Below are 17,087 nucleotides of genomic sequence, written 5' to 3' on the forward strand. Positions count from 1 at the left end.
CAGCAAGGGGGAGTGTGTGGAGATTCAAGAGATTTTCCGGGTACTGGGTCACCGCTGGCGAATTGTGGTGATCTGCACCCTGCTCGGTTCGTCGGTGTCATTGGCGTGGTCGTTGGCCGGTCCGGTGCAGTACACGGCGCAGGGCCGGGTGATGATCGCCACCTACGGCAGTCTCGGCACCGCGGTGGACGCCTACAGCGGTGAGCGCGTTGCTCAACTCCGCGCGCCCACCTACGCCCAGCTGATCGACAGCGCCGAGGTGGCCACCCGGGCCGCGCACGCTCTGGGCGATCGGTTCACGCCGGAGCTGATCCGAGCGTCGTTGGACGCCCAGATCTCCGCGGCGATGCCGATGCTGGTGGTCTCGGTGACCGCGCCCTCGGCCGACGACGCGGTCAGGATCCTGGCGACCGTCGAACAGGTCTTCAAACAGTATGTGGCCCAACTCGAACAGCCCGGCCGGGACGGCTCACTGACCGGAGTGAACCTCACCAGCGATCCACCGGCGGTCTCGCGCGTCGGCAACCCCCTGAGCACTGCGCTGCTGGCGGGGCTGGCCGGATTCATCGCAGGCACACTGTTGGCGCTGTACCGGGACCGCACCGACGAGGTGATCCGTAACGCCGGTCAGATCGCCCGGGCCGGGCTGCCGTACCGCGGCACCGTGGAGTCCCGAGAGGGTGTGCTCCAGGCCGGCGATGCCACCTTCCGCAGGATCGCACTGGGGTGCACGGCAGATGGGCGAGGGTCGGGGGCGGTGCTGGTCACAGGACTCGACGCCGCCTCCGACAGTGTTGTCGGGCGGCTCGCGGGCGGTTTCGGCGCGGCTCTGGCGGCCTACGGACGCACCGTGACCGCGGTGTGGGCGCGTCCGGACGGCGAGCACCGCGCGGTGGCCGGGTTCACCGATGTCCTTGCCGGCGAGGCGTCCTGGGGCGACTGCGCGGAGGCCGGCGCGGTCAACAACCTCACGCACGTCGGTCTCGGAACCAAGGCCGACGGGATCGACACGTTGATCATGAGACGCACGCTCGGTGAGGCCGGCGCGGTGTTCGACACCCGCTCCGAGCACACCGTGGTGGCGGGTCCGCCGCTGCTCGTGTCACCCACCGCCATCACACTCGCCGCACAGGCGAATTCGTGTCTGCTCGTCGTCACCTTCAGGCACACGCTGCTGCCGGATCTGCACGACGCGGTGTATCTGCTGCAGGGCATGGGGATTCCGGTGATCGGGATCGTCGCCGTCCACGCCCGCAATGCGCTGTTCCGGGCCGGCGCCCAGGCCGGCCGCAGTGTTGGGTCGTCCGGTCCGCCGGCCGAAGCAGCGCCCGCCAAGGTGGAGGTGGCGGTGCAATGAAGACCATCGGCACCGTCGCCGCTGTACTGCTGATGGTGGTGACCACACTGCTGGGCGTGGCCGTCGCACATCGCGTGAATGCGTCTCAACCACCCCGGTTCTCGGTGCTGCCTCTCACCGGCGACGCGAACCCGGGGACGGCGGCCCCGGACAACGGCGCCGCCAGTTTCTTCGACGAACAGATCGTGGTGATCGGCGACTTCACCGCCGGTTCCGACGAGGGCGGACGAGGCGACAAGAACTGGACCGCTCAGATCGGGGCGCTGATCAACCAGGCACGGCCAGCGAGGGTCATCACCGACACCTCCACCGGCGCCGGGTCGGGGTACGTGGCGCGCGGGACCGGGCTCACCTTCCCCGACCAGGTCAGCCGGTTGGTCGGGCCGGCAACCGATGTGGTGGTGATCTGCGGTAGCCGCAACGACATCGTGGCCGCACCCGTCGACGTCAAGGCGGCGGCGACGGAGACCTACAGACGAATCACCGCGATCGCGCCCGCTGCCTCGGTGGTGGTGGTCGGGCCCACCTGGATGGACGACGATCCACCCCGGCAGCTCCTCTCGATCAGGGACGCGGTGGCCTCGGCCGCCGGCGAAGCTGCGGCGCGGTTCATCGACCCCATCGCCGACCACTGGTTCAGCGTCGGCGTGGGCCTTCTGGGGCAGGACAACGTACATCCCACCGACGCCGGACACACCAGGATCGCCGACCTGATGTCACCGGTGGTCGTCTGGGCGATGGACAGCAGGGCGGGACGATGAGCCGGCCAGTGAGGGAGTCGAGTTGATGCTCAAGACAAGGCTTTTGGGGCGGGCCGGACTGATGATGATGGCGGGGCTGCTGCTCGGTCTGCTGGGCGGCGCCGCCGTCGCCTACCTGCCGGGCACGTCGTATCAGGCGAGCATCACCGTCTACATCGCTCCACCTGTGAGCTCCAGCCCCACCGATGCGGTGATGGGCGACGAGTACGCGTCCAACCGTGCGCAGCTGTATCTGTCGCTGATCACCAGCGAACCCCTGCTGACGGCGGTGGCCCAATCCCTCGATGTTCCCCTGTCTGCCGCCGAGATCACGGATCGGGTCAGCGCCACGGCCATTCACCAGACGTCTCTCATCCGCATCGACGTCACGGGGCCCACGCCCGAATCCGCGGTCGCGTTGGCGAAGGCCTACGGGGTGGCGCTTCCGGACTTCGCTCAAGCCGTCGAGGCGCAGAGTGGTGTCCGCGAGGGGCCGACGGTGGGCGTTGTCACCCCGCCGGATCAGCTTCCCGCGGTGCAGCTGGGTCTGGAACCCGCACTGCTGCTGACTGTTTCGGGTGTGCTCGGCGCGGGGATCGGTGCCCTGGTCAGCGTGTGGTACAACCGCAAGCACCCGGTGGTACGCGCGCCGGATGCGCTGCGGAAATTGATCGCCACGCCGTTCGTCGAGACGGTGCGACTGAGCGGGACATCGATCGACCTGGAACGGGCGCAGGCGCTGATCCTGGGTTCACCGCGGCCGGCGCCACTGTTGTTCGTGGCGGCCACCGCGTCTGACGGCTGTGCGCAGTTCGTCGACCAGCTTGTCGATTCGGCGACGAGTCGCGACATCCCCCTTCGGAGCACACCGCTGCTGGAGGTCGACGTGGTGGATGTCGATGACGCCAAGTACACCGTGTTCGTGGCACCCACCCTGCTCGATGACGGCCGCCAGGCCTCCTTGCTGTTCTCGCGGCCGTTCGACACGATTCTGGTCTGCCGCAAGGGTGTCACCCTGGTCCGTTCGGTTGCCGACGTGTGCGCGATTCTGGAGGCGCACGGCACCGCGGTCAAAGGTGTCTTCATCGTCGACGGGTCGCCGAAGCGGGCCCCCGCGGCCGCGGCAGGTCCCGGCGGGGGGACCGCGGCGCGCGGACCTGACCCCGTGCTAAATTCGCACGGACGGGGCCACGGTGTTCAATAGCGCGCTGGTGCTGGCGGCGGGAATCGTCACCGGGGGATCGCTGTGGTGGATGCTGCGGGTGAATCGTGCTGCGGTTCCGGCGGTCACGATGGCGGCCGTCATGTTCACCGCGGCGCTGGGCGGCCCGATCTGGGAGTGGGCCAAGGACGCCGGCGGTGCCGGGCTGCCCCCGCGCGTCATCGCCCCCGCATTCGAGAGTTCCCTTGCCGTGCAGGCGTTCTGCTGGGCGGCCATCGGTGCGGCCGCCGGCGCGTTCTGTGTTCCTCGGGTGCCGGCGCTGTTCGCCGCCGAGAAGGCGGTGTGGCAGCCCTCGCAACGGGCCAAACTCACCCTCCTGGCCATCTCGGTCGGCGGCTTCTGCGCCTGGGTGGCGGGTGTGGGTTCGGCATTCTTCGATCGCGAGTTCTACGGCCAGTACAACGGCAATGACTTCCTGCTGCGCGCGTCCTTCCCGCTGGCCATGGTCGTCGGAGTGCTGTTGCTCGGCATGTCGGCCGGCGAACAGAACAAAGTGATGCGGCTGTCGATCTATGCGTCATCGATCGTCTGGTTCGTGGGCCTGGCCGGCACGGGCAGTCGAACCGCCCTGATCTTCCCGCTGGTGGGGGCGATCCTGATGATCAGGCACAGTGTGGTCGCGCGACGGTTCAGTGTGGTGTCGTTGCTCGGTGCCGTGGGTCTTGTTGTCCTCGCTGTCTTCTCGTTTGCGGTGGTGCTGCAGGCGCGGAGTATGCAACACGGGCTGGTCAACATACCGACCGTCGTCTCGACCGTGGTGGACAACGCACAGTCCTCGACCGATTCCTACCTCTTGCCGGTCAAACAGCTTCTCGCGTCGATCTTCGCGTCGGTTCCCGTCGCCGAACAGTCCGTGCGTTACGAGGTGGGATTGGATGTGCTGCTCGGCAACGCCAACATCCTGCCCGGAACGGCTCAGCCGATGGAACTGGAGCGCTACTGGCCCTATGAGTGGGTGCCGCTGTCGTTCGCCGGCTGCTGGTTCGGCGCCACCGGGTGGCTGGGGCAGATGGGGCTGTTCGGTTTCATGGGTTGGGTGTGCAGCTACGCCGGGTACAACTTCCAGCGCGGCAGGTACGGCTTCCTCGCATTCCTGCCACTGATGTTGGCCGCCATCATCTCGGTTCTGTCGCTTCAGTATTCGTCGCGGATGGTGTGGCGCGTCTTCTCGGTGGCGCTGGTGTTGTGTGTGGTGGGTTACCTGGTCAGGCAGCGGGTCCGGATACCGCGGCTGTCCTACGGTGCGGTGGTGCCGTCATGATCGGGCAGCGTTCGGCGCTCCGATGGCAGATCGCCGGTGTCCTCAGCAGTGTCATCATCGTGGTGTCGCTCGGCATCGCGGTGGCCACCGGCTCGACCGGGGCCAAGGACGTTGCGGGCGCGTGGGCCGCCCAGAACGATGCGGATGCCATTGTGGTGCCGGCGGACCGCCGGCGGCCGGTGGCCGTGATCGGTGACTCCTACACGGCGGGCACCGCCGAAGGCGGGATGGGGGAACGGGGTTGGCCTGCACTGGTGTGGCGCCGGCTGAGCGAGCAGGGCGTATCCGTTGCGCCGACGGTCGACGCCACCGGCGGGAGCGGTTACGTGAACCCGGGCCCGTTCGGCGTCACCTTCCTGGACGCGGTGGACCGCACGATCACCGCCGATGATGAGGTGGTTGTCGTCTTCGGTGGCACCAATGATGTCGGTCAGTCACTCGATGAGCTCGGCACCGCAGCGCGGGAGGCGATGCGCACCATTCGTGAGCGAGCGCCGGCGGCGAAGCTGATCGTGGTGGGGCCGGTGTGGCCGGGCCCGTCGCCCAGCGACGCCGCCGTGGCCACCGATGACGTGCTGCGCGAAGCGGCGGAATCCGAGGGAGCCACGTACGTGGACCCACTGGAGGAAGCGTGGCTGGCAGATACCCCCGAGCTGATCGGCGCCGACGATGTGCACCCCACCGACGGCGGGCACCGCTATCTCGCAGACCGGCTGTGGGCGGTGATCAACACGGCGCTGTCCGAGCCCTGACGGCGCTCAATCGGTGTCCGACACCACCAACTCCGGCAGGTCGGCCGTGCTGCTGTTGGCCCTCAGCAGTGGTCCGAAGACGTTGCTCCTTCCCTTGTCGCGCAATCGGTTCACGCTGGAGAGAATCGGTGCGCCGGTATTGCCGGCCTGGGTCACCGGCCCGTAATAGCCGCCGACGATGTTCGACGTCGTCGATCGCACCAGAGGTATCAGCGCGGAATCGCCCATGCCGTTGGTGAACACGTGCGTCACCGTGTGCCCAGCGATCCAGCCCACGGACGGCTGGTCCAGCACCGGCCACCGGACGCTGGTCAGTTCTCCGGCGGAGTCGTCGGCGTACACGATACGGAGGTCGTCCCGGTCCAGGAACTCGTTGCCGAATTTGCATCGCGTCAGCACCATCCCCGCGCCTGCATTGACTTCGGTTGCCGCCGGCACGAACCACACGTCGATGCGCGGTACACCTTCTCGAGGACCGAACCGCAGGAAGTCGTTGTTGTAGATGTAGGCGTTGTTGCCGCCGTCGGCGAGTTTGACGTGAACTCTGTTGCTCAGGAACGCGTTGTCGGAGATGGTGGTGCCGTCGGTCAGGCCGGAGAGCGCGATCCCGATCGATGACACGTAGTTCGACGCGCGGAAGATGTTCCTCTCGATCTTCCAGTACGGATGGTCGGTGCTGTTGTGCGAGATGCTGCAACCGCTGTAGTCCATGAAGGCACAATCGGATACCCGGTGCATATCGGTCACGTTCGACTGGTTACTGGTGTTACGGACGTGGCCGAGGCCACCGTCGAACCGAATCCCGGTGAGCGTGAGGCGAGTCCACGGTTGGCTGGAGTCGATGAAATACGACATCGGATGCAGGGAGACGGTGGTGGCCCCTTGCCCGGCGCCGAAGATCGCGGGTGCCGGCGCGTCGATGCCGGGGCCCTGGAACCGGTAGGACCCCGGCGGCAGATACACCGGCATCCCGGTGGCCGCGGCTGCGCGGATGGCATCGGAGGAGTCGCGCGTCCACGTCGGGTCGGCGCCCCCGGCGAATGCCGGATCTGTCGCGACGGCGAATCCCTCGACGGGGTGCGGAAGTGACGGGAGCGGAGCGTCGCAGATCGCCGACTGCGGCGAGTTCGGCGCCGAGGCGGCCCCGCCGCAGCCGGCGACCACGGCCCCCACGGCGCCCGCGGTCGCGGCGGCCCCGGCGGTCAGCAGTGTTCGCCGGCCGATCAGGGTGTTGCTGTTCTGGGGCGCGGGTTTCCCGGGGTCGGTCACGCCGAGCGGTGTCCGTCCAGAGCGCGACGATAGCTCTCCTCGAGGATGTCGGTGACCGGTCCCATACCCAACCGCTCGGCCGCGGCTCGGCGGGCGTTGGCGCTGGCCCGGCGCAGCAGCAGCGAGTTGGTGAGCAGTTGGCGCACGGAATCGGCCAGCGAGTCGAGGTCGGGCCCGGCTACCAGCCCGCTCTTGGTGGCGGTGATCATCGGGGCCAGCCCGCAGCTGTCGGTCACCACCACCGGCGATCCCACCGCCATGGCCTCCAGCACACTCATCGGGTAGGGCTCGTCGACCGACGGCAGTACATAGATGGTCGCGGCAGACAGTCGCGTCGTGACGTCCTCGGGGGCCACCGAGCCTTCGTAGCGGATCCGGCTGTCGGGTTTCACGGCAAGGTGGCGGTCGATGTCGCGTTTGGCGCCTTCGTCGGGTCCCGCGATCGTGAAATCGACGTCGAATCCCTCCTCGAGCAGGCGCTGAGCCATCTGGACGAAGATCCCGGGACGTTTGCGCGGGTGCAGCCGGGCCAAGAACAGCACTTCCGGCCGGTGCCTGGGGCGCACATCGGTAGACCGCGAAACCGATTCGGGCACACCGTTGTTCAGTTCCCGCAGAGACAGCGGGCGCCGCGCCACCGACCTCAGGTCGTACTTCTCGCGGGGATTCAGGTAGAACACCGTATCCGCTGTTTCCAGTGTGGGCTGAGTCCACACCCGGTCCAGGGGTTTGGCCAGCAGCCGGCTGCTGGGGTCCACCATTCCGTGGGGCTGGACCACGAACGGAGTTCCGGTCTCGGCGAGCACGCGGGCGGCGGGCAGGGTCACGAAGTCGCGGGCCAGGTGCACATGCGCCACATCGATGTCGTGGAGGTGTCGTCGCAACCAGCGCGTCATCCCCGCCGCCCGCAGGCCCGCGAACCCGATGTTGGGCACCATGGTCTTCGCCGGGAACCCCTGCACGTCAACCCCTTGCAGGGAGGTGGGGGGCGTGGGATAGCCGCGAGCAGCTGCGGCGACCATGGTCTGGTGTCCGCGGCCGTTCAAGGACGCGCATTGGTTGAGGGCAACCCGGACGGGACCGCCGTAGGCCGAGTCCGGGGACAGCAGCGTGACGATGTGGAGGATTCGCATGTGGTGGTCCTCGGTTCATTTATCAGAGCGCGACGGCGCCGGGTGCCACGACCACCGCTCCCGCCGCGACATCGGTGCGTACCAGTGCGGTCGCACCCACCACCGCGTCGGCGCCGATCTTGACTCCGCGCAGCACGGTGGCCCGTGCCGCGATCCAGGCGCCGTCGTCGATGCGGATGGGTGCGTTGTCGAATTCGAAGGTGGGGGAGCGGCGGTCGTGGCTGCCTGTGCACAACAACACGTCCTGCGAGATGCAGACGTCATCGCCGAGGGTGACCGGCTCGAGGTTGAGAATCCAGGTCCCCTCGCCGATCCAGCAGTTCGCGCCGATGTGGAGTTTCCACGGCCAGTGGATGCGGACGCGGTGGCGCACCAGCGTGCCCGGACCGATTCGCGCGCCGAACGCCCGCAGTGCGGCCACCCGCACCGCGCCGGGGCACCACCACGGCATGAGCACGGTGGTCGAGACCACCAACCACAGGAGCTGGACAACGGTAGCGCGGCCCTTGTCGTAGCCGTCGCCGGTGAATCCGGCCAGCGACCGGCGCGGGGTGGTCATCTGCGGACCCGATCGCGGTTGCTGCGATACCACTCGACGGTGCTGGCGATGCCCTGGTGGAGGTCGATCTTCGGGGTCCACCCCGAGTCGCGCAGCAGCGACACGTCCAGCAGCTTCCGTGGTGTCCCGTCGGGCATCGAGGTGTCCCATCGCGTCTGGCCCTCGAAACCGACTGCGCGGGCCACCATCTGGGAGATCCTGGCGATGGTGTTGTCGTATCCCACCCCGACGTTGACCTGGGCCGCATCGTCATAGTGCTCCAGCAGGTGCAGGCAGGCATCAGCCATGTCGTCGACATGCAGGAACTCTCGTCGCGGAGTGCCGGATCCCCAGTTCGTCACGCTGTGCTGCCCGCTGCGGACGGCGTCGTCGTAGCGCCGGATGAGGGCCGGAAGCACATGGGAGCCTTCCAGCGAGAAGTTGTCGCCCGGCCCGTACAGATTGGTGGGCATCGCCGAGATCCACGGCAGCCCGTACTGCCGCCGCACCGCCTGCACGTGCAGGATTCCGGCGATCTTGGCGATCGCATAGCCATCGTTGGTCGGCTCGAGATGCCCGGTGAGCAACGAACTTTCGAGGATCGGCTGTGGGGCGTACTTCGGGTAGATACAGGAGGACCCGAGGAACAGCAATCGCGGGGTACCGACGGCCAGGGCGGCGTCCATCACGTTCAGCTGGATCTGCAGGTTCTGCGACAGGAAGTCGGCCGGGTGGCAATTGTTGGCGTTGATACCGCCCACCTTCGCCGCGGCGATCACCACCACGGCGGGACAGGTGTCCCGGAAGAAGCCGTGCACCGCGTTGCGGTCGGTGAGGTCGAGCTCGTTCGACGACAGCCCCACCAGGCGGCGAAAGCCCGCCTGCTGGAAGCGGCGCCAGATCGCGGATCCGACCATGCCGTGGTGTCCGGCGATATAGGTCACGCCGTTTCGTTGCAGCGGAACCCGGGACAGTTCGGCCAGGGCGGTCATGCGCTGAGCCGCCAGGTCGGAATCGCCGGCTGATCGATCCACGGCCGGCCCTCCAGCCCCAACGCCCGGGTGTCCGCCTCGACCATGATCCGGGCCAGCTCCGGGGTGTGCACCTGAGCTTTCCAGCCGAGCCGCCGCTCGGCCTTGCCGGCGTCACCGATCAGCGAATCCACCTCGGTGGGCCGGAAGTACCGCTCATCGAAGCGAACGTGGTCTTCCCAGTTGAGACCGGCGTACTCGAAGGAGAACTCGAGGAAGTCTCGGACCGTGTGTTGTTGTCCGGTGGCCAACACGTAGTCATCGGGCTCGTCGGCCTGCAGCATCCGCCACATCCCTTCGACGTACTCCGGCGCGTAACCCCAGTCGCGCACCGCATCCAGGTTGCCCATGTAGAGATGTTGCTGGACGCCGGCTTTGATGCGGGCCACCGCGCGGGTGATCTTGCGGGTGACGAAAGTTTCTCCGCGACGCGGAGATTCGTGGTTGAAGAGAATGCCGTTCACCACGTACATGTCGTAGGCTTCCCGGTAGTTCTTCGTCATCCAGTACGAGTAGACCTTCGCCGCCCCGTAAGGCGAGCGAGGATAGAACGGGGTTTCTTCGTTCTGCGGCGGGTGGCTGGCGCCGAACATCTCCGAGCTGGATGCCTGGTAGAACCGGCAGTGCAGTCCAGCCATGCGGACAGCTTCGAGGATACGAGTTGATCCCAAACCGGTTGTGTCTGCGGTGTGTTCAGGTTCATCGAAGCTCACCCTCACATGCGATTGCGCGGCCAGGTTGTACACCTCGTGCGGGTCGATCTTCATCAGCAACGTGACCAGCCGGACCCCATCGCTGAGGTCGCCGTAGTGGAGGAACAACCGGGCATTCGGGTCGTGCGGATCGACGTAGAGGTGGTCGATGCGGGAGGTGTTGAAGCTCGAGGCGCGGCGGATCAGGCCGTGCACTTCATAGCCTTTCTGCAACAGCAACTCGGCCAGGTAGGAGCCGTCTTGTCCGGTGATTCCAGTGATCAGTGCGCGTTTCGTCATCGCTAGAGTGACCTTTCGTGATTGGCCGGCGTGCGTGGAGTTGTGGAAGCGAGTTGGCCGATCCAGGTTTCGAATTCGTCGATGGCGTGTGGCATCGACAGGTTCTGGCTGCAGAACCGGGCGCCTGCTTGCCCCAGGCGGCGGGCGAGCTCGGGATCGGTGCCCAGTTGTCGCACGGCGGAGAGCAGTTCCGCCGGGTCATCGGGTGGTACCACCAGGCCTCCGCCCGATCGCAGGATCTCCGAGGCGGTGATGCTGTCGGCTCGCGTGGCGGCGACGATCGGGTTACCGGAGGTGAAATACGACGTGATCTTGCTCGGTACGGCCATGTCGCCGACGCCGGGTGCCTCGTTGACCAGCAGGACGTCAGCAGCGAGCAGCGCAGCGCGATACTCGTCGTCGGGCAGTGGTGCCAGCAATTGCACCGTGTCGACACCGCGGCTCAGTGACTCAAGCTTCGCGCGTTGGTTGCCATCGCCGAGGAGCACAAAACGCGCTCGCACGCCCAGCTTTTGGGCCAATTGCGCGGTCGCGATGACGTTCTCCAGCCCCTGCTTGGCGCCCATGTTCCCGGCGTGCAGGGCCACGATCTCGTCGCTGCCCCAGCCGAGTTCGAGACGGGTCTGGTCGCGTCGGCTCGGATTGGAGGGACTCACGTGCGTCCAGTTCCTGATCACCGAGACCTTCTCGGGGCGGATGCCGAGACCGGTCACCACACTGGCTTTGAACCGGTCATGGATCACCGCGAGGCCGTCGGCGGAGCGCAGGATCGCTCTTTCCGCGGCGGCGACCGCCGCACCGGATCGGCTGCCGACGGTCTGTGTTTCCACCACGCCGAGGCCGTAAAGATCCTGCACCCAGACGCCGATGCCGGGCCGGTGCCGCAGCGTTTTCGCGCGGGCGATCGCCATGCCCGTCGCGAGCAGCGCCGGACTGACACACACGATGACATCGGGTGTGCCCCACGAGGAGGAGGCCAGGCGCCGGCCGAAGCTGAGTTCCATCCGTAACCGACCGGAGAGGCTGCCCGGCGGCGGCACGTGGTGCACCAGATGAGTGACCTCAGGCCCGTCGTCCGGCTTCACCCGCCGGCCGTTCTCGTAGCCCGGCGCGATCGCCCACTGGGGATAGTGGGGCAGTCCGGTCAGGACGCGGACCCGGTGCCCGCGGGCTGCCAGGCCGTTGGCGAGACCGGTTGTGTACGGGGCGACCCCGGCCGGCTCTGGAGCGTAGTTGAGTCCCATTATCAGCACGCGGAAGGCATCCATTGCCTCACCTCTCAGCCCGGCGGTACCAGAAGAAAATGAACTTGCGACACGATTTCTAGCAAAGGATGAGCGCGATGGTTGGGGTGCGCAACTCGAACAGGGAAAAGAAATGGATAAAGCGTGATGAACTGGGATTTTGGCGCTGGATTGATTGCAGATGCACCTACTGAACGGATTGGTCGAAGCACACTTTCATACGTGTGCTGCAGACCGTCGGCGCTTTAGCTGGGGGTGCCGACAGTCAGCACTGCCGCAGGGCCTTGGGCGCACGCCAGCAACGCAGCCACACGCCGAGGGTGCTGCCCCGGGCAATCCACGAAGTTGCCCAGCAATTCACGGAACGTTCAAACGCGCTTCTTGCGCGCAGATCGGCGGGCGTTCACCAGCATCCGGTTCTGCCGCTGCGTGCGCTGTACCACTGCTTCGGTCCACCACCGCGTCAGCGGCACCACCACGAGCACGATGATCGGGTACACCAGACCCCACGCATCGCCCTCGACAGCCGCCACCACCAACAGGAACAGGGCGATCGCGACGAGGACACCCATCAGCACCTGGTAGCGGCGGCGGTTGGTCTTCTGCTGATCGAGGTAGACCTGCCCCAGCCGCAGTGCCGCCTTGAGAACCTCGGGGTCCTCGGGCGCCGGTCCCGCGGTGGTCGCGCGGATGGCCGCCGACCGCTGCGCCGGCGTCAGCCCCTCCACCTGCGCGGCGTAGGGCAGGCGGGCGGTCTGCGAGCGCCAGGTCAGCAGGGCGGCGACGCCGAGGGCCACCAGCACGAACGCCACGGTGCCCCACGGCCAGTTCAGCACGATCGGCCGGTGCGACCCCGCCGAGAACGCACCCGCGAGCAGCGCGATGACGGCACCCACCAGGCCCCAATAGGCCGCCCGCACCCACAGCGGAGCGAGCAATATGCGCATGGCCCGGCAGCCTATCCCGTGATTTCGGCGCGTTCGTAACCGCTCAGCGGTTACGAACGCGCCGAAATCACCAGCCCGGCCCGCTCTCGCTCTCGTACCTCGAGCTCGGCGACCGGGCCGAAATCCCTCAGAAGTAGCGGGGGAACGGGGTCCAGTCGGGGTCGCGCTTCTCCAGGAAGGCGTCCCGGCCTTCGACGGCCTCGTCGGTCATGTACGCCAGCCGGGTGGCCTCACCGGCGAACAGCTGCTGGCCCACCAGACCGTCGTCGAGCAGGTTGAACGCGTACTTCAGCATGCGCTGGGCCTGCGGCGACTTGCCGTTGATCGCGGCCGCCCACTCCAGGCCGACGGTCTCGAGGTCGGCGTGGTCGACGACGCGGTTGACCGCACCCATCTGGTGCATGTGTTCGGCGGTGTAGGCCTCGCCGAGGAAGAAGATCTCGCGGGCGAACTTCTGGCCTACCTGCCGGGCCAGGTAGGCGCTGCCGTAACCGCCGTCGAAGCTGCCGACATCGGCGTCGGTCTGCTTGAAGCGGGCATGCTCGCGGCTGGCCAACGTCAGATCGCACACCACGTGCAGGCTGTGCCCGCCGCCGGCGGCCCAGCCGTTGACCAGACAGATCACCGGTTTGGGCATGAACCGGATCAACCGCTGCACCTCCAGGATGTGCAGCCGGCCCGCCCGCGCCACATCCACCGTGTCGGCGGTCTCGCCGTCGGCGTACTGGTAACCACTGCGGCCGCGGATGCGTTGATCGCCTCCCGAGCAGAACGCCCAGCCGCCGTCCTTGGGTGAGGGACCGTTGCCGGTCAGCAACACCACCCCCACCGACGGATCCATCCGGGCATGGTCGAGCGCCCGGTACAACTCGTCGACGGTGTGCGGCCGGAACGCGTTGCGCACCTCGGGCCGGTCGAACGCCACCCGCACCGTCGCGTCGCCGCGCGCGCGGTGGTAGGTGATGTCGGTGAAATCGAAGCCGTCGACAGGCCGCCACAGACTGGGGTCAAAGGGGTTCTCGCTCACGGGTTCACACGCTATCGAACCGGAAAACCGCGCAGCGGCCGGCCAATGCCTCGAACTCCTCCGGTGTGCCCTCCGACACCAGGCCCGCGTTCTTCATGAAACTCAGTCCGGTGGGCACTTTCTCGGGGAACACCCGCAGCAGCGGCCGGGCTTGCTCAGCCGTCATCTCCACCATCCGCACCTGCTCGCTGCGACGGCCCTGCCTCAGTACCGCATTCGGGTTGGCCTGGGCGTTGCGCACCCAATCCGCGCCGGGGAATCCGCCCACCACATACCGTTTCCCGTCGACGGTCATCGGCGAGATCGGGGTGGAGCGCGGCTTGCCCGATCTGCGCCCCACCACCGTGAGCACCGGAAGTCCTTCTTTGCCGAACACCGGAAGGCGTGTCTTCTGGACGCCCATGAGAACTTTGTTCAGTGGTTTGAGCCACCACGGCGGGCGGATCTGCTCGTCGGCCATTCCTCGAGGTTAGACCGCGAATCCGTACTGCCGCAGTGACTGCAGCAGCCCGTCGGGCCGCTCAGCGGTGGGCAGCGGGTCCACCAGCAGGAAACCGCAGCCCACCGCGCGGGCGCCGCCGTCGGCTTCGTCGCTGTCGCCGACCATGACGGCCTCGGTTGCTGCGACGCCGAGACGTTCCAGCGCGGTGGTGAAGATCTCCGGGCTCGGTTTGACGGCACCCACTTCGAAGGACAACACGAATTCGTCGACGTGCTTGTCGGCCCCGATCGCCGCGAACGCGGGACGGATGTCGAACGCGATATTGGATACCACCGCGGTCCGCACCCCCAGCCCTTTCAGCGACGCGAGCACCTCGGCGGTGTCGGGATACGGCGTCCACGAAGACGGGTCGATCACCCGCTGATACAGCGACTCCGCGTGATGGTCGGCGACCCCGGACTCGCGCAGCACATGCAGATAGGCCTCACGGTGCAGGTGCGGGGCGAGGTCGCGGTTCACCCAGGCGTGGTACTCGTCGGGGCCCATGTCGACCGAGCGTCCGGTGGGGGCGGTGAGCCGGCGCATCAGCTCGGCCTGCACGTGTCCGTCCACCTCTGCGTCGTTGACCGATATGCCTTCGAACCAGCTCGCATCCTCCTCCAGGCGGAACAGTGTGCCGGAGAAGTCGAACAGCGCGGCGTTGTGCACGCCTGCCATGGTGCCACTCGCCACTGTGCCCGCCGGCATGAATTCGCCGCAGAATGGATATATCCCCCGCGTGAGTACTGTATCCGCAGCGGCTGTCGTGATCCCCGCGCACAACGAAGAGGCCCACCTGCCACGCTGCTTGCGCGCCGTGCTCACCAGCGCCGCCTGCGCTCCGGTGCCGGTGTCGGTCGTCGTGGTCCTGGACAACTGCGACGACGACAGCGAGCAACTCGCCGGCGCCTATGGTCCCGATGTGCACTTCGTGACCGTCGAGGCCGGCAATGTCGGGGCGGCTCGCGCGGCCGGGTTCACCTTCGCCGCCTCGCTGCGCGGCCGCGACGAGCACACCTGGTACGCCACCACCGACGCCGACTCCCGGGTGGACCCGGACTGGCTGATCCGGCAGTTCGACGCCTGTTCGGACGGGGGAGCCGACATGGTGCTGGGCGTGGTGCGGATCACCGACTGGCGGCGCCTGCCCGCGCAGGTGCTGCGCCGGTATCTGCGCGGTTATCACCGCGGCACCGACAGGGAGCACCAGCACATCCACGGTGCCAACATGGGATTCCGCGCCGACGCCTACTGGCAGGTCGGCGGCTTTAAGCCCCTGGCCACCGGCGAGGACGTGGATCTGGTGCAGCGCTTCGAGGCCGGCGGCCACCGGATCCGCCGTGACCCGGCGTTGTCGGTGGCGACGTCGGCGCGTAGTCAGGGTCGCGCACCCGGCGGGTTCGCCGCCCATTTGCGTTCTCTCGCAGGTGATTCCACTTGAGTGTCGAAACCGTGCGGCGCTGGCTCGCCGATGGTCTGCTGGATCTGCCGCTGCCCGCCTCGGGCGCCACCGCACAGCGGTGGCGCCGCCTCGCGGAGCTGGCTGAAACCGACCTCGTCGCCGCCCGGATCGCCGAGGCGCACACCGACGCCGTGGCGATCCTCGACGAGCTCGGTGCCAAACCACCGCTGCCCGATCAGCTGTGGGGCGTCTGGGCCGCCGAAGCCTCCGATCAGGTGGTGACGGCCTCGGCCGACGGTGACGAGGTCACGCTCAGCGGTGTCAAACCATGGTGCTCGGGAGCTGGCTTCTGCAGCCACGCCCTGGTGACCGCGCGCAGGCCCGACGGTGAGCGCGCCCTCTACGCGGTGAGCCTCACCGATCCGTTCGCGCGACCGCTGCCGAGTGCCTGGGCCAACGCCGGCATGGCCGGAAGTGACACCCGCTCAGTGCAATTCACCGAGGCCCCGGCTGTTGCCGTCGGTGCCCCCGGTGCGTACCTGAGCCGGCCGGGGTTCTGGTACGGCGCCATCGGGGTGGCGGCCTGCTGGCTCGGCGGAGCCCGGGCCGTCGCCGCCCCGCTCTACGAGAAGGCCGCCGACGAGCACGCACTGGCACACCTGGGCGCCGTCGACGCCGCGCTCACCGCCGCCGCGGCCGTGCTGCAGACCACCGCCGAGCACATCGACGCGGTGGACCCGGTGGCCCACGGCGAGCTGCTCGCCCGTCGCGCCCGCGCCGTCGTCGAACACGCCGTCGAGGAAACACTGACCCGCACCGGCCGCGCGCTGGGGCCCGGCCCGTTGGGGATGGATGCCCGGCACGCCCAGCGCGTCGCCGATCTCACCGTCTACGTCCGCCAGAGCCACGCCGAGCGGGACCTCGCCGCACTGGGTCGGCTGGCGGTTCGGTGATGAGCAACGGCCCCCGCTTCGCCGCCCGGCCGCTGACGGAGCCGGGCACCTCGATCGAGGACTGGCTGGCCGGTGAACCCCCGCCGCCGGTGGACCTGCGCGAGTGCCCGGCGTTGGTGGTGGTGGCGCCGCATCCCGATGACGAGACCCTCGGTGCCGGCGGGATGATCGCCGCCTTGGTGGCTCGCGGTGTCGACGTCACGGTGGTGTCGATCAGTGACGGCGGCGCCGCCCACCCCGAGACCAACCAGGTCGACCGGATGCGCCTGGAAGCCACCCGACGAGCCGAACTCGATTGTGCTGCCGCTGTTCTCGGGGTGCAACGGGTGATCCGCCTCGGTCTGCCCGACGGCCGGATCGCCGAGCACGAAGAGCGCCTCGTCGAGCGGCTCGCCGACCTGCTGAACCCCGGGGTGTGGTGCGCGGTGACGTGGCGCGGTGACGGCCATCCCGATCACGAGGCGGCGGGCCGGGCCGCTGCGGTGGCCGCCGCCCGCGCGGGGGCGACGCTGGTCGAGTACCCGGTGTGGATGTGGCACTGGGCTGACCCGGGGGATGCTGTGGTGCCGTGGGACCGGGCCGGGTCGGTGCCGTTGGACCGGCACGCTGTCGAGCGGAAACATCGGGCGGTGCAGTGTTTTCGGAGTCAGGTCGACGCCTCGGGCGGTGCGTCGCCGGTGTTGGCGCCGTTCGTGGTGCGCCGGCTGCTGGCGGTGGGGGAGGTGGTGTTCCGGTGAA

18 protein-coding genes are annotated in these 17,087 nt (G+C 67.9%); 8 read left to right on the plus strand and 10 right to left on the minus strand.

What is annotated here, in order from left to right; all coding sequences use genetic code 11:
• The first annotated feature begins 16 nt into the window (after nt 1–16).
• From NL241_RS06870 to NL241_RS06890, 5 genes are read left to right on the plus strand one after another with little or no spacing between them, the layout of a single operon-like run.
• A complete protein-coding gene (locus NL241_RS06870; RefSeq protein ID WP_494397112.1) occupies nt 17–1,357 on the plus strand; it encodes a Wzz/FepE/Etk N-terminal domain-containing protein in 1,341 nt (446 codons plus the stop codon).
• The gene (locus tag NL241_RS06875) at nt 1,354–2,118 is read left to right on the plus strand and encodes an SGNH/GDSL hydrolase family protein (protein WP_487691601.1); all 765 of its coding nucleotides are present in this window, start codon (nt 1,354–1,356) and stop codon (nt 2,116–2,118) included. The genes NL241_RS06870 and NL241_RS06875 overlap by 4 nt, the downstream gene beginning before the upstream one ends.
• 25 nt (nt 2,119–2,143) lie before the next feature.
• Entirely contained in the window at nt 2,144–3,301 is a 1,158-nt protein-coding gene (locus tag NL241_RS06880) for a YveK family protein (RefSeq protein ID WP_494397113.1), read from the plus strand.
• Entirely contained in the window at nt 3,291–4,580 is a 1,290-nt protein-coding gene (locus NL241_RS06885) for an O-antigen polymerase (protein WP_494397114.1), read from the plus strand. The genes NL241_RS06880 and NL241_RS06885 overlap by 11 nt, the downstream gene beginning before the upstream one ends.
• Nucleotides 4,577–5,332: an SGNH/GDSL hydrolase family protein gene (locus NL241_RS06890; RefSeq protein ID WP_487691597.1), complete on the plus strand. Its 756-nt coding sequence runs from the start codon at nt 4,577–4,579 to the stop codon at nt 5,330–5,332. The genes NL241_RS06885 and NL241_RS06890 overlap by 4 nt, the downstream gene beginning before the upstream one ends.
• Before the next feature lie 6 nt (nt 5,333–5,338).
• Here NL241_RS06890 and NL241_RS06895 read toward each other — a convergent pair whose 3' ends face one another.
• The 10 genes from NL241_RS06895 to NL241_RS06940 form a co-directional block, all read right to left on the minus strand.
• Nucleotides 5,339–6,601: a right-handed parallel beta-helix repeat-containing protein gene (locus NL241_RS06895; RefSeq protein ID WP_487691595.1), complete on the minus strand. Its 1,263-nt coding sequence runs from the start codon at nt 6,599–6,601 to the stop codon at nt 5,339–5,341.
• Nucleotides 6,598–7,734, minus strand: coding sequence for a glycosyltransferase (locus NL241_RS06900; protein WP_494397115.1), 1,137 nt, complete (start codon nt 7,732–7,734; stop codon nt 6,598–6,600). Before NL241_RS06900 ends, NL241_RS06895 begins: the two co-directional genes overlap by 4 nt.
• Nucleotides 7,735–7,756: 22 nt before the next feature.
• On the minus strand, nt 7,757–8,293 hold the full coding sequence (locus tag NL241_RS06905; protein WP_487691593.1) for an LbetaH domain-containing protein: 537 nt from the start codon (nt 8,291–8,293) through the stop codon (nt 7,757–7,759).
• A complete protein-coding gene (locus tag NL241_RS06910; RefSeq protein WP_494398255.1) occupies nt 8,290–9,264 on the minus strand; it encodes a GDP-L-fucose synthase family protein in 975 nt (324 codons plus the stop codon). Before NL241_RS06910 ends, NL241_RS06905 begins: the two co-directional genes overlap by 4 nt.
• A complete protein-coding gene (gene gmd, locus NL241_RS06915; RefSeq protein WP_487691592.1) occupies nt 9,261–10,295 on the minus strand; it encodes a GDP-mannose 4,6-dehydratase in 1,035 nt (344 codons plus the stop codon). Before gmd ends, NL241_RS06910 begins: the two co-directional genes overlap by 4 nt.
• Before the next feature lie 2 nt (nt 10,296–10,297).
• A complete protein-coding gene (locus NL241_RS06920; protein ID WP_487691590.1) occupies nt 10,298–11,563 on the minus strand; it encodes a glycosyltransferase family 4 protein in 1,266 nt (421 codons plus the stop codon).
• A gap of 344 nt (nt 11,564–11,907) precedes the next feature.
• Nucleotides 11,908–12,486 (minus strand): hypothetical protein, encoded by a 579-nt coding sequence (locus NL241_RS06925; protein ID WP_494397116.1) that lies wholly within the window; start codon nt 12,484–12,486, stop codon nt 11,908–11,910.
• A 127-nt stretch (nt 12,487–12,613) separates the two neighbouring features.
• Nucleotides 12,614–13,513 carry a 1,4-dihydroxy-2-naphthoyl-CoA synthase gene (locus NL241_RS06930; RefSeq protein ID WP_494397117.1) on the minus strand — a complete coding sequence of 300 codons (900 nt, stop codon included), beginning with the start codon at nt 13,511–13,513 and terminating at the stop codon, nt 12,614–12,616.
• A gap of 4 nt (nt 13,514–13,517) precedes the next feature.
• A complete protein-coding gene (locus tag NL241_RS06935) occupies nt 13,518–13,973 on the minus strand; it encodes a nitroreductase family deazaflavin-dependent oxidoreductase (protein WP_494397118.1) in 456 nt (151 codons plus the stop codon).
• Between the two features lie 9 nt (nt 13,974–13,982).
• On the minus strand, nt 13,983–14,702 hold the full coding sequence (locus tag NL241_RS06940) for an HAD family hydrolase (RefSeq protein ID WP_494397119.1): 720 nt from the start codon (nt 14,700–14,702) through the stop codon (nt 13,983–13,985).
• A gap of 31 nt (nt 14,703–14,733) precedes the next feature.
• Between NL241_RS06940 and NL241_RS06945 the strand changes: the two genes are divergently transcribed.
• Genes NL241_RS06945 through NL241_RS06955 form a run of 3 tightly spaced genes read left to right on the plus strand, consistent with a single transcriptional unit; the run spans nt 14,734 to nt 17,086 of the window.
• The gene (locus NL241_RS06945; protein WP_494397120.1) at nt 14,734–15,435 is read left to right on the plus strand and encodes a glycosyltransferase family 2 protein; all 702 of its coding nucleotides are present in this window, start codon (nt 14,734–14,736) and stop codon (nt 15,433–15,435) included.
• Nucleotides 15,432–16,349 carry an acyl-CoA dehydrogenase family protein gene (locus tag NL241_RS06950; RefSeq protein WP_494397121.1) on the plus strand — a complete coding sequence of 306 codons (918 nt, stop codon included), beginning with the start codon at nt 15,432–15,434 and terminating at the stop codon, nt 16,347–16,349. The genes NL241_RS06945 and NL241_RS06950 overlap by 4 nt, the downstream gene beginning before the upstream one ends.
• Complete coding sequence (locus tag NL241_RS06955) at nt 16,349–17,086, plus strand: PIG-L deacetylase family protein (RefSeq protein WP_494397122.1); 738 nt, start codon at nt 16,349–16,351, stop codon at nt 17,084–17,086. Before NL241_RS06950 ends, NL241_RS06955 begins: the two co-directional genes overlap by 1 nt.
• The last annotated feature ends 1 nt before the right edge of the window (nt 17,087 follow it).

The organism is Mycolicibacterium sp. SMGY-1XX (genome assembly GCF_059132455.1).